Annotated in this window: 12 protein-coding genes; 2 read left to right on the forward strand and 10 right to left on the reverse strand. The window is 68.3% G+C overall.

Annotation, left to right across the window (positions count from 1 at the left end; translation table 11 throughout):
- Positions 1–485 precede the first annotated feature (485 nt).
- Entirely contained in the window at positions 486–1,973 is a 1,488-nt protein-coding gene (locus BM009_RS17695) for a lipopolysaccharide biosynthesis protein (protein ID WP_093298234.1), read from the forward strand.
- A gap of 6 nt (positions 1,974–1,979) precedes the next feature.
- Here BM009_RS17695 and BM009_RS17700 read toward each other — a convergent pair whose 3' ends face one another.
- On the reverse strand, positions 1,980–2,408 hold the full coding sequence (locus tag BM009_RS17700; protein WP_093298236.1) for a CBS domain-containing protein: 429 nt from the start codon (positions 2,406–2,408) through the stop codon (positions 1,980–1,982).
- Between the two features lie 69 nt (positions 2,409–2,477).
- On the opposite strand from BM009_RS17700, the gene BM009_RS17705 reads away from it, so the two are divergent.
- On the forward strand, positions 2,478–2,774 hold the full coding sequence (locus tag BM009_RS17705; RefSeq protein ID WP_093298237.1) for a hypothetical protein: 297 nt from the start codon (positions 2,478–2,480) through the stop codon (positions 2,772–2,774).
- Positions 2,775–2,778: 4 nt separating this feature from the next.
- Here BM009_RS17705 and BM009_RS17710 read toward each other — a convergent pair whose 3' ends face one another.
- The 9 genes from BM009_RS17710 to BM009_RS17750 all read right to left on the reverse strand — a co-directional run bounded on the left by BM009_RS17710 (position 2,779) and on the right by BM009_RS17750 (position 12,365).
- Positions 2,779–4,329 carry a DUF4139 domain-containing protein gene (locus tag BM009_RS17710; RefSeq protein ID WP_093298239.1) on the reverse strand — a complete coding sequence of 517 codons (1,551 nt, stop codon included), beginning with the start codon at positions 4,327–4,329 and terminating at the stop codon, positions 2,779–2,781.
- 4 nt (positions 4,330–4,333) lie between these two features.
- Entirely contained in the window at positions 4,334–5,722 is a 1,389-nt protein-coding gene (locus BM009_RS17715; RefSeq protein WP_093298240.1) for a DUF4139 domain-containing protein, read from the reverse strand.
- Positions 5,723–5,919: 197 nt separating this feature from the next.
- Positions 5,920–8,277: a glycoside hydrolase family 31 protein gene (locus tag BM009_RS17720; protein ID WP_093298242.1), complete on the reverse strand. Its 2,358-nt coding sequence runs from the start codon at positions 8,275–8,277 to the stop codon at positions 5,920–5,922.
- Positions 8,278–8,333: 56 nt separating this feature from the next.
- The gene (locus BM009_RS17725) at positions 8,334–8,687 is read right to left on the reverse strand and encodes a TfoX/Sxy family protein (protein ID WP_093298243.1); all 354 of its coding nucleotides are present in this window, start codon (positions 8,685–8,687) and stop codon (positions 8,334–8,336) included.
- Positions 8,687–9,010: a DMT family transporter gene (locus BM009_RS17730; RefSeq protein WP_093298245.1), complete on the reverse strand. Its 324-nt coding sequence runs from the start codon at positions 9,008–9,010 to the stop codon at positions 8,687–8,689. Before BM009_RS17730 ends, BM009_RS17725 begins: the two co-directional genes overlap by 1 nt.
- Entirely contained in the window at positions 9,010–9,489 is a 480-nt protein-coding gene (locus tag BM009_RS17735) for a GNAT family N-acetyltransferase (protein WP_093298246.1), read from the reverse strand. Before BM009_RS17735 ends, BM009_RS17730 begins: the two co-directional genes overlap by 1 nt.
- Complete coding sequence (locus tag BM009_RS17740) at positions 9,486–10,376, reverse strand: DMT family transporter (protein ID WP_093298247.1); 891 nt, start codon at positions 10,374–10,376, stop codon at positions 9,486–9,488. The genes BM009_RS17735 and BM009_RS17740 overlap by 4 nt, the downstream gene beginning before the upstream one ends.
- A gap of 239 nt (positions 10,377–10,615) precedes the next feature.
- Complete coding sequence (gene phhA, locus BM009_RS17745) at positions 10,616–11,482, reverse strand: phenylalanine 4-monooxygenase (protein WP_093298248.1); 867 nt, start codon at positions 11,480–11,482, stop codon at positions 10,616–10,618.
- A 37-nt stretch (positions 11,483–11,519) separates the two neighbouring features.
- Positions 11,520–12,365, reverse strand: a complete 846-nt coding sequence (locus tag BM009_RS17750) for a S1/P1 nuclease (protein WP_093298250.1) — start codon at positions 12,363–12,365, stop codon at positions 11,520–11,522.
- Positions 12,366–12,450 lie beyond the last annotated feature (85 nt).

Raw genomic sequence — 12,450 nt, forward strand, 5'->3', positions numbered from 1 at the left:
CTCTCAAGTTTGATGTTCCACCACATAGCCGCCGGAATGTGCGACCATGCAGCAGCTCATTTCTAGGAGCCGTTCCTGCACATCTTTAAGAAACCATCCGGTCAGGCGAACCCAACCAAACAGCTTCCACGTATGGAAACGTGTAAGGACATGTATGAAACGGCTTGGCTTTTACCGAGCACCTTGCACCTAGAAGCTGCAAGACCCGGAGCCGCCGCCCACATGTCCCTTCATCTAAACCAACAATGTCAAAGAGCGACAAAAATCGACGCTGCGCCTTTCCCCTTTTTCCGGGGCGGCCGCTGCGCCTGAATTTCGGTGACCGCCGCTGCCTCAGTGAAGAGCACCGCGTCGGTGGAGTGGCTTCTATGCGCCGTTCCCAACACCGTCAACGAGAAAATGAAACTTTCTGTCGTTTTCGTGACAGGCGTGCTCGAAACCCGCAGAAATCTGCGGTTTACGGCTTCTCAATGGAGGCGTGCGATATGCCGCTGGTGACCGAATCAACGCTCGAATCGCCGACTCAGGCCCCGGAATCGCTCCGGAATCAGGTGCGAAAGGCCGTGATCTGGCGTTCGGGCACGCAGATTCTGGGGCAGCTGATCACCTGGTCGTCGACCTTCCTCGTCATCCGGATCCTCGCGCCCGCCGATTACGGGCTGTTCGCGATGACCCAGGTGGTGCTGGTGCTGCTCAACATGCTCAACGGCTATGGGCTGGCGAGCGCGCTGATCCAGCGTGCGGATGCCGGGCACCGCGCGCAGCGGCAGCTATTCGGAATGCTGCTGCTGCTCAATGGCGGGCTGGCGCTGCTCCAGGTTACGGCCGCGCCGCTTGCCGCTGCCTATTATCGCCAGCCGATGGTCGCCGAGCTGCTGCGGGTGCAGGCGCTGCTCTATCTCTGCACGCCCTTTATCGCGCTCCCCTATGCGCTGCTTGCGCGCAGCATGGATTTCGCCAAGCAGGCGCAGGTGAATTTCGTCTCGGCGCTCGCCGGGGCGATCACGGCGCTGACCGGCGCCTATGCCGGGTGGGGCGTGTGGACGCTGGTCGCCGCCCCGATCGTGCTGTTCGCCACCCGCGCGATCGGGATGACGGTGGCGGCCCGCGCGATGGTCTGGCCGAGCTTCGACTTTCGCGGCGCAGGCGACATGGCGCGCTATGGCGGGGTGATGGCGGCGGGGCAGGTCTTCTGGTTCCTGCAGAGCCAGGCCGACGTGTTCATCGCCGGGCGCATGTTCGACCCGCATCTGCTCGGCATCTATACGACCAGCCTGTTCCTCACCCAGATCTTCGTCGCGAAGTTCGTGCCGCCGCTCAACGAGGTCGCCTTCTCCGCCTATGCACGAATGCGCGACGATCCGGAGGCCGTGGCGGCGGCGTTCGTGCGTGGCGCGCAGTTGATCCTGCTCGCCGCCATGCCCTTCTATATCGGGCTGGCTGCGACCGCCGAGCCGCTGGTCGCCGTGGTGCTCGGGCCGAAATGGGCCGAAGCCGCGCCGGTGGTCCATGGCCTGGCGCTGGTGATGCCGCTGATGACGCTGCAGATATTGTTCGCGCCCGCCAGCGATGCGCGCGGGCGACCCGGCATCAGCGCGCGCAACGGGGCGACCGGTGCGCTGTGCCTGCCGATCGCCTTTCTGGTCGGCGTGCATTGGGGGATCCTGGGCCTCGTCGCCGCCTGGTACGTCGCCTACCCGCTGTACCTGGCCTTCTCGGCACACCGGACGCTGCCGGCGATCGGCGTTTCCTATGCGCGTCTCGGACGGGCGATCGCGCCGCCGGTGTTCGCGGCGCTGGCAATGGGGCTGATCGTCACGCTGGTCGACCGCGAACTGCCGCCGCTCGCCCCCCTGCCTCGGCTGGCGCTGCTCACGAGCATCGGCGCCGCGAGCTATGCCGCGCTGCTGTTCGCCTTTGCGCGGGAGACGCTCGCCGGGGCGATCGCGCTGGTGCGCAACCGCGCCGGCTGAGCCGCGTCAGGCCGCCTGGATATAGGCGCGCATCGCCTCGGCTTCGGACTCGATCCGATCGATCCGATACTTCACCAGGTCGCCGATCGAGATGAACCCCACCACCGCCTGGCCGTCGAGCACCGGCAGATGGCGGATGCGCCGCCGCGTCATCAGCGCCAGCGCGCCGAGCACCGTCTCTTCCGGACCGACGGTGATCGCCGGCGCGGTCATCACCCGGCTGACCGGCAGCTCGAGCCCGATCGCGCCTTCGCGTTCGATGCAATGGATCACGTCGCGCTCGGAAAAGATGCCGACGACTTGCCCGTTTTCGAGGACCGGCACCGCGCCGATCCGGCGTGCCGCGAGTAGTGCCACCGCCTCCGCGACGGTGCTGGTGGAGGCGATGGACACGATGTCTCGCCCCTTGCCTTCGAGGATTGCCGCGATGGTCATCGCCTTCTCTCCTTGGCTTTCATTTTTTAGGCGTTGTGTATCCCACGAATCGGCCCAACTTGCAAAGCGATGGAACAGCCCGACGGACTCGATGATCCAGGTTATGCCGCCTTTGCCTGGGGGCGGTTCCGCCGCATCCTGTGGGGGATGGCGGCGGTGGCGGTGCTGGCCGCAGGCGTGGCCGAATATTGGCTTTGGGCGACGATGGGCGAGCTCCATATCGTCACCGCGATCGCCACCTTTCTGGGGGTGTTCTTCACCATCATGATGGCGGCGGCGCTGATGGGGCTGATGTTCCTCAGCTCGGGCAGCGGCCATGACGCGCAGGTGGAAGACCCGCTCAAGGGCGAAGTCGACCTCGACTGACGACTCAGCGCGCGCGCTTGAGGGTGAGGTCGAGGCGCGCGGTGCCGTTGGCCGGCACGGTCACCCGCCAGGTGGGCACACCCTTGTGCGAGACGAGCGGCGCGCCGGCCTTGGCGTCGCGATAGGGAATCGGCAGCTCGAAGATAACGGGGGTGGCAAGTGCGTTGGTCACTTCGACCCGGTAGTTCGCGCGCCGCTTCGAGCCCGGCTCGCCGACGATGGTGTAGCGGACTTCGCTGCTGTCCCCCGGCCTCAGCTCGATCTCGTCGCCGATCGCGCGGTCCTGGAGCGCCGACTCGCCCAGCAGCACCGGCTGGTCGCCCCGCGCCGCGAACAGGGCGACCGATCCGGCCGGCAGCGGGAGCCCGAGCCCGGCGCTCGCCCGATTCTCGGCGCGCAGGAGGATCTGCGCCGGCTCGCTCTCGGCGTCGCGGTCCGGATCATAGGCGAAAGGCCGGAACGTCCCTGCATAGAGGCGCGCCATCTGCACGCGCTCGCGGTGGAGCAGCGCGACCTGCTTGGTGGCGTTCGCGGCGACACTCACCGGCTCGGGGACGCGGTAGAGCTTGAGGTCGCCCAACTCCTCCTGCTCGGCCATCATCACCGGCGCGGGGGCCATGCGCGATCCGGTGACGATGATTTCCGTCGAAGGCGCTGGCGGCGGCGGCGGTGGGGGCGCTGACGGTGCGCCCGGCGCGTTCAGAAACCGATATTGGGGATCGCCATCGCTGGTCGTCCCCATCGGCCAGCATTCCAGCCGCAACGCCGTCGCGGCGCCGCGCGGCAGCCGTGCCGCCTTCTCCTTGTTGGGCTGGCCCGCCACCGCGCTGGTGCGGGCGTCGGCAAAGCCCTGGCTGCCGCCGTTCACCACCGTCATCCAGCCGAACAGGTCGAGCGTGTCGCCCTCGCCCAGCTGCGCGACATAATTGGCCGACCAGTCCAGCCCCTGCGCCAGATAGGAAAGCTGCACCGTCACCGTCTGCGCGCGCGGGCTGTCGGTCGCCACCAAGAGCGTCGGCTTGGCGGCGAGATCGGCGGGCACGCCCGGATAGACCAGCGTCTCCGGCAGGCCCGAACAGCCCAGCGCCTCCACGCCCTGATCGGTGGTGAGCAGCACGCCGCCTTCGGGGCCCGCCTGGATCACCGCCTCGCTTTCGCGGACCTTGCCGGTCGCGCGATCGGTGCGCCGGACGGTGACGCGGCGCTTGAGATAGGCGTCGACCAGCGTCGCCGGGCCGAGCAGCCGGGCGTCGCGATTCTTCTCCCCTACCCCGCGCGGCAGGCCGGTGACGATCGCGGTCTCGGGCATCATTCCTTCGGACACGCCGACGAAGCGGATCACCGACGCGCCGGCGGGGAGCTGCAGCGTCCGCGTCTCGGTGACCAGCGCATAGCCGCCGGGCCAGCTCCGCCGGATCGCGCCTTCGCTGCGGTTCGGATCGCGATAGACGGTCACCGCGACCGCATCGGGCTTGTCCGAGACGACGAGCGTCTGCGCCGCCGCCGGCAGCGCGGCGAGCAGTGCGAGAAGGGCAAAGGCGATGCGCGCGAGCATCGGATCAGTAGCGGCTGTCGAACACCATGGTCACCGATGCCTTGCCATTGGCGGGCACCGGCACCTTCCACTCCATCCGATCGGCGGAGACGCGCTCGCCGGCGAGGGTCTGGTCGGTGACGCGAACGTCGCCCCACAGCCCGGTCTGGGCGAGGTCGACGGTGACGGGCTCGGCGCGGGCATTGGTAAAGTCGTAGCGCATCGTCGTTTTCCAGCGCCGCGCCGAGAGCTTCTTGCGCTCGACCACCACCGCCGCGCCCTTCACGTCGAACGCCTCGCCGGTGCGGATCGACATCGCCGAGCCCATCGGCGCGGCATCCACCCGGCTCTCGCCGATGAACTGCGGCTCGCCCTTGCGGTCGCGCATATAGACGCGGATCGTGCCGCTCGGCAGCTGGTCGCCCAGGCCGCCGGTCTTCGACGTCGAGAATTTGAGCACCGAAGAGGCGCTGCGCGGATCGGTGTCGGCGCCGAGCCAGCCATTGACCCACTCATAGGTCTTGCGGGCGGGCGCGGCCTTCACGTCGAGGAAGCTGACCTGCTTCTGCTGGGCGTTGGCGATCGTGGTGCGCTGGGCGAGCGGATAGAAGATATAGTCGCCCAGCCGCTCGCGCGGGCCGGTTTCGGTGCCGGGCGTGTCGATCGTCGTGTCGTCGCCCGCAAGCCGGCCGAAGGCGCGCGCGCCGCTGGGCGCACCGGCGACGAGGGTCACCTCGGCATTCTGGTAGGACGTGCCGGTATCGTTGGTCAGCGTGATCCACCCCTGCACGTCGATCGCGCTCTTCGCCTCGTCGAACAGCATCACATAGTCGCTGGTCCAGCCGAGGCCGGGCGTGAGATAGCTGAGCGTCGCCGGCACCCGGCCGCCGCTCGCCACCTGCAGCGCGACCGAGAGCGTCGGCCGGGCGCGGAGGTTCTCGGGTACCTTGTCGAAGATGACGCGGACCGGCAGGCCGTCGTCGCGCAGCACTTCGATACGCGGGCCGATCTGGAGCACGATGCCGCCATTGGCCGAGAGGACCCGCGCCTGCTCGCGCGTCTCCGCGCCGGTCGCGGGGTTGGTGCGCACGATGGTGACGACCGAGCCGACCGCCTTTTCCATCAGCTTGTACGGCGTGAGCAGGTCGTAATCGAAATTCTGCTCGACAATGCCGATGCCGGGGCCGGCGAGCGTCACCGTCTCCGGCCGGATCTTGGCGGAGACGTCCGCGAATTCCTGGCGGGTGCGGCCGGCGGCGAGGTCCAGCGTGCGGGCATCCTGCACCAGCGCCTGACCGTTTTGGTAGATGGTGATGGCGAGATCGCCCTGCGCGGTCTTGTCCGGTGCGGGGAGCTGCTGGGCCTGCGCGAGCGCCGGCCATGCCGCCGCCAAGAGCCACACCACACGCCGCATCCTCGTCCCCCCCCCTTGCTTGTAAGGATCGTAGCAGATGGCGCGACTTCGGCTAGTGTTTCCTCCCCCGCCAGGGGGAGGTGGCAGGCGCAGCCTGACGGAGGGGGAGGAAGCACGCAGGCGTGAGAGGGTCTGGCATCCTCCCCCTCCGTCGCCTTCGGCGCCACCTCCCCCTGGCGGGGGAGGATACGCTTTCTCTACAGGGTCACCACCACGCGCCGCCCGTCATACACCAGCTCGCGCCCGGCCGCCTCGGCGAGGCCGGTGCCGACGCCGGGCGCCACCGTCACCACCCGGAATCGGCGCGTCTTCGGCATGCCCGGATAGCGGCCAGCGCGCGCGCCGATCGTCAGCGTGCCCGCCTTGTCGTCCAGCGCCAGCTCGATCGTCGCGCGCTCGCCGCGGCGCCAGCCCTGGCCGTCGCCGGCATCGTCATAGAGGGTGAAGCGGCCATCGGCGCCGCGATAGACGCGCAGTTCGATCGGGCGGTCGGGCGACTGGTCGGCATATTGCACCGGCGAACCCAGCGGCAGGATCGTGCCCGCCGCGACGTGGACCGGGATCTGCCCGATCGGCGCGGCGACCTGGAGCTTCGCGCCGCCCTTGTGCCGCGCGCCCGTCCAGAAATCGGTCCACTCGGTACCGGCCGGGAGATACACCGACCGCGAGGTGGCGCCGGGCTCGATCACCGGACTGATCAGCAGGTTGCGCCCGAACAGATATTGGTCGCGCAGATCCTGGGCGGCGCGATCCTCCGGGAACACCATGCCCACCGGATAGAGGAACGAGGCGCCGCGATCGGCCACCTGCCAGCTCTGCGCATAGATAAAGGGCAGCAGCCGGTAGCGCAGCGCCACCGCATCGAGCAGCGGCTGGCGGACGTTCTCGGGGAAGCTGTAGACTTCCTTGCCCTCGCCGGTGCCGTGGATGCGGAACATCGGGTTGAACACCGCGAACTGCAGCCAGCGGGTGAACAGCTCCTGATAGGCCGGATCCTTGGGGCTGCCGCCGAAGAAGCCGCCGATATCCGCCGACCAGAAGGGATTGCCGGTCATCGAGAAATTGACGCCCGCGGGAATCTGCCTGGCGAACACGTCCCACCGCCCGCTGACGTCGCCCGACCAGGTGAAGGCGCCGTTGCGCTGCTGCCCCGCCCAGGCCGAGCGGGTGAGCAGCAGCGGGCGCTTGGCGGCATAGTCCGCAGCCATGCCGTCGTGCACCGCAGTGGTGTGCATCAAGGGATAGGCGTTGAAGACCTGCGCGCCGGGGCCGGCGGCGGTGTTCACCTCGGCCATCTCGCCCCAATGGCCGCCCAGCTCGGCCTCGCTGCCGTCGAGCCAGTAGCCGTCGAACCCAGCCTTGCCGAGCCGGCCGGAGATCTGCTTCCAGTAGAGCGCCCGCGCCTTGGGCGAAAAGGCATCGTACCAGCGACCTTCACCGGCCGGATACACGTTGGGATAGGTCTTGGGGTAGAGGCCGCCGATCGCATCGAGCGCCTTGGTGTTCTCCAGCTGCACATCGAGGCGCGGCCATACCGAGACGATGCTGTGGACATTCTCCCGGTGCAGCGTGTCGAGCATGGCCTTGGGATCGGGGTAGCGCGTCGGGTCCATCTCATGGCTGCCCCAGCGTCCGGCGGGCCAGTACTGCCAGTCCTGCACCACCGCATCGAGCGGGATTCCGAGCCGGCGATATTCGGCGGCGACGCCCAGCAGCTCGGCCTGCGAGCCATAGCGCTCCTTCGACTGCCACAGGCCCCAGGCCCAGCGCGGCAGCAGCGAGGCCGCGCCGGTGAGCTGGCGATAGGCGCCGATCACCTGGTCGACATCGGGCCCGGCGAACAGGAAATAGTCGACGCCCTCGCCGGCCGCCGAGCGGAACACGATCCGGTTGCCCGCCTGCGGCGTATCCACCGCCACTTCGGTGACCGAGGCATTGTTCCAGAACAGCCCGAAGCCGGCCGGCGACACCAGCACCGGCACGCCGACATCGGTGTTCGCCTGCTGCAGCCGGACGATATGACCCCGATAATCGAGCAGACCTGCCTGGTGCTGGCCCAGGCCATAGACCGCGCGGCCCTCGGGCGCGGTGAAGGCGGTGCGCACGGCGCCGTCCGCATCGGGCGTGCCGCCCAGCTTGCGGCGATAGAGATCGGTCTCGCCGACCAGCGGCTTGTCGTCGGCGCCGAGCAATGCCAGCGCGCCGGTCTTGCGGTCGACGCTCACGCGCATCGCCGGGGTGGCGAGCAGATAGCGATCGGGCTGCTGGTCCAGCGTCCAGGCGGTCTTGGCCGGCTGGCCGACCAAGGCGAGGTCGGGCGTCCGCTCGGCGCCGTCGCGCAGCAGCGAAACCCGGATGATCCGGTCGCCCCAGATGGTGAGCGCCAGCACCCCCTGCGCGGTACGGAAGGTGGCGCCGGTCTCGCTCTTCGCGAGCAGCGTCGCGCCCTCGCTGGCTGCCGCCTGGATCGGCACCGCCTGGGCGGCAAAACTCGGCGCAATGGTCGCAGCGAGCGCTGCCCCCAGCAGCAGAAGCGACTTGGCTTTCACGGACATTCCCTCCCCTGACGCGACGGTCTTGCCGCATTCTTGTCAGACTAGATCGGGAGCGACTAGTCCTTTTTGCGGGCCTTGCGCGGCGGCGCCCGGCGCCCGGCGCCGATCGCCAGAACCGACCATTCGCGCAGCGTGTCGGCATCGTCATAGGCGTCGGCGGGCGCGCGGCGATAGTTCATCACTATCGTGCGGCCCTTGGCGTCATAGGTGAAGCGGTCGGCGCCGGCCGCGTCCCAGGCGGCGTCGCTTTCCGCATCGGCCTTGAACCAGAGTTCGTCGAAGGCAAGGATCGCGAAGACTGTGCCGTCGCAATAGAGCGTCGCTCCGCCCATCATCCTGCGCATCGTCACCGTGCCGATCGGGGCGAGCGCCTCGCGCACCCACTCGACTAGGCCGGTGTCCAGCGCCATCAGTGGCCGCCGCCCGCCAGCCGCAGCCCGGCGATGCAGGCGACCAGGCCAAAAATGAGCAGGATGCGCACCGTGCTCACGGGCTCGCCAAACCACAGCATGCCGACGATCACCGTGCCCAGCGCGCCGATCCCGCCCCAGACCGCATAGGCGGTGCCCAGCGGCACGGTACGCGAGGCCATCTCCAGCAGTGCCATCGACACCGCGATGAAGGCGAGAAAGGCCAGCGTCCAGGGGATGTTCCGGAAGCCGTCGGTGAAGCGCATGCAGGTGGTGAAGCCGACTTCGCACAGTCCGCCGAGCAGCAAATAAATCCAGCCCATCAGCGTCCGGCCAGCGCGAGCAGTGCGTCGCCGGTCACCCGCTGCACCGTCCATTCGTCCATGCCCATAGCCCCCATCGCGCGGTAGAAATCGATCGCCGGTTGGTTCCAGTCGAGCACCGACCATTCGAACCTGGCATAGCCGCGCGTGACGGCGATATCGGCCAAATGGCGCAGAAGCGCCTTGCCGACGCCTGCGCCCCGGGCAGCGGGGGTGACGTAGAGGTCCTCCAGATACAAGCCGGGCAGCCCGGTCCAGGTCGAGAAGTTCTGGAAGAACAATGCGAAGCCGAGCGGCGTGCCGTCCGCGCTCTCGGCGATCACCGCCTCGGCCGCCGGGCGCGGGCCGAACAGCGCGGCCTCCAGCATCGGCTCGGTCGCGAGCACGGCGTCGGGCTCGCGCTCGAATTCCGCCAGTTCGCGGACGAAGGCGAGGATCTGGGGGACATCGGCGGGGGTGGCGAAACGGATCTGGGTCATGCGGCGGCCTCGGTCTGGGGAGCGGGGGCGACGCGACCGCGGATCGCGGCCAGGCACCCGAGGATGATGAGCAGCGCGCCCGCGACCGTCCAGGCCGAGACGCGCTCGTCGAACACGACATAGCCGAGCAATGCCGCCCACACGAAGGCGGTATATTCCACCGGCGCCAGCACCTGCGCCTCGGCATGGCCATAGGCCCAGGCGAGCAGCACGGCCGAGATCGACCCGACCAGCGCCGCGCCGAGGATCCACGGCCATAGCGCGAGCGACGGCATGGCCGAGAACCACGGCGCGCCCGGCAGCATCACCAATGCGAGGACAAGGCTGGTGAACAGCGCGACTTCGATCGGATCGGCGATCTGCGCCTGCTGGCGCAGCAGGATCAGGCTGCCGGCATAGAGGATCGAGGCGGCGAACACCGCGATCGAGCCGAGGACCACCTCGGTCGAGGCATGCGCCTGCGCCTGGCCGGCCGCGATGGTGAGCACGCCAAGGCTGGCGACGAGCGAGCCGCCGATCGCCGCACGGCGGATCCGCTCACCGAGGAACGCGGCTGCGAGGAACATCGCGATCAGCGGCGCGAGGAAGGTCAGCGCGATTCCCTGCGCCATGGTGACGCGAGCGAGCCCCCAGAAGAACAGCACCACCGAACTGCCGGCGAGCACACCGCGGGCGAAATGCAGCTTGAGCGCGCGAGGGCCCGGCCAGGGCGTCCGCCGCAGCAGGAAGATCGGCCCGAGCAGCACGATCGCGCCGACCGAGCGCCACAGCACCGCGCTATAGGCGCCGTGCGCGATCGACATGCCCTTCATCACCGCGTCCATCACCGAATAATTGGCGATGCCAAGCGCAGCGACGAAAAAGGCAAGGCGGGGCGAGCGGGACATGGGGGTGCGGGTAGCGGGAGCGATCGGGATTGGCGAGCCTAAACCCCTTGCAGCTCTTCACCTTCCGCGATGGTGCTCGTCCAGAACCAATACTTCGTCATCCCCGCGAAGGCGGGGATCCATTGGCGCTGATGCCGCAGTTCCTGCCCCAAGCGTCCTGGCAAATGGATTCCCGCCTTCGCGGGAATGACGATGGCGGGTGGAAACGGAAGTCCTGCCGACCAAGCGTTCCCCGCCCGTCAGCCCTTCCCCTCCGCATAAGCCTGCGTCCCTCGCGTAATCACCCCGTCCCCCGGCAGGATCGCCGCGATCGGGATGTCCGGCTGGGCCAAGATCTCGGCATAGAGCGGCGCGAAATCGGTCTCCACCGTCTCGCGGAGCAGCGCCTCGAAGCTGGGGATCACGAAATAATTCTGCTGGAAATCGTCGATGCGATAGTCCGTCCGCATCACCCGCTGCATGTCGAAGCGGATGCGGTTGGGGCTGTCGCTGTCGAGCGCGAACACGCTCTCGGCCGAGCTCGACACGATGCCCGAGCCATAGATGCGCAGCCCCTCGGCCTCCTCGATCAGCCCGAACTCCACCGTGTACCAGTAGAGCCGGCCGAGCTGTTTGAGTGCCCCCAGCTCCAGCGCGCGCATGCCGCCGCGGCCATAGGCCTCCAGATAATCGGCGAAGACCGGGTCCGCGAGCATCGGCACATGGCCGAACACGTCGTGGAACACGTCCGGCTCCTGGATATAGTCGAGCTGGTCGGGGCGGCGGATGAAGTTGCCCGCGACGAAGCGCCGGTTCGCCATATGGTCGAAGAACACGTCGTCGGGCACCAGCCCCGGCACCGCGACCACCTGCCAGCCGGTCAGCTGCATCAGCCGCTCGGACAATTCCTCGAAATTGGGAATGCCCGACTCGGAGAGCCGCAGCGCCTCCAGCCCCTTGAGATAGGCGGCCGAGGCCCGGCCCGGCAGCAGTTTCGCCTGGCGGGCGAACAGCTTGTCCCACGTAGCGTGTTCCTCCGCGGTATAGGCGCTCCAATCCTGCGGTATCGTCCAGTCCGCCGCCGCGTCTTCGGGCGGCCTCTCCAGCACATGCGTTTCTTTCTTCATGGACGGGATATAGCAGCCCGCCCGAAGGAGCGAAACGTCAGCCCAGCGCCTCGTCGAGCAGCTTGGCCAGCCGCAGCCCGCCGCGCACCACCTGCTCGCGGGCGACCGGCACCAGCTTGGCCAGCGTCGCCTCGTCGAGATGGGCAGGATGGTCGCCCGGCGTGCACACCGCCTCCCCCGCCGCACTCGGATAGACCACGTCGCGCGCGACCTGCCAGCTCTCGCGGCTCCAGTCCTCGACATTGCCGCCCCAAACCGCGTTCCGCTCGGCCGCCGAATAGGCGCGCACCGGCGAGGGCGGCTGCGAGATCGCGCGCTCGGCCAGATAGCCGTCCCACACCGAGTGCAGGTTGAGCTTGGCGCTGGTGAAGGCGCCGTAGTTGGTCTTCACCTTGTTGCCGCCGAGATCGCTGTGATCGCCCGCATGGAGCGGCTGGTGGAGGTCGCCGACGAAGTGGACGAGGAACACCAGCGCCATCACCCGCTCGCGCACCGGCACCTTGCGGTCCTTGAGCAGCTTCACGTCGCGCTCGATCTGCGCCGAGACGCAATTGCCGTCGCGGCACGGCGGCTTCAGGTCGAAGGGCTGGCAGATGTCGATATTCTGATAGTGCCAGGAATAGGCATAGCTGAAGCGCGGCCCCAGCGTCTTGACGCAGTCCGCCCACACCGCCGCCTGTTCGATCGTGTTGGCCGGGCAGGTCGGTGTCTCGAGCAGCGCCTGGCGCTTGAGCAGCGCATCGATCTGCGCGCGCACCGCGGGTGTCACGTTGCGATAGGCGATCGCGCCCACCGTCTCGTGGCCATATTCCCAATAGGCGGAAGCGGGCGAAGCGGCGCCGAAACCGAGCAACGCGGCGAGGATAAATAGGATACGACTCATGGGCGGAGCCCTAGGCCCGCCGCGCGCCCGCATCAACATGACAGCGCTTCCCCTCGCCTGCATTGCGGCGCGTCCCAAACCGGCC

The sequence above is a fragment of the Sphingomonas sp. NFR04 genome (assembly GCF_900114095.1).
Taxonomy (GTDB): domain Bacteria; phylum Pseudomonadota; class Alphaproteobacteria; order Sphingomonadales; family Sphingomonadaceae; genus Sphingomonas.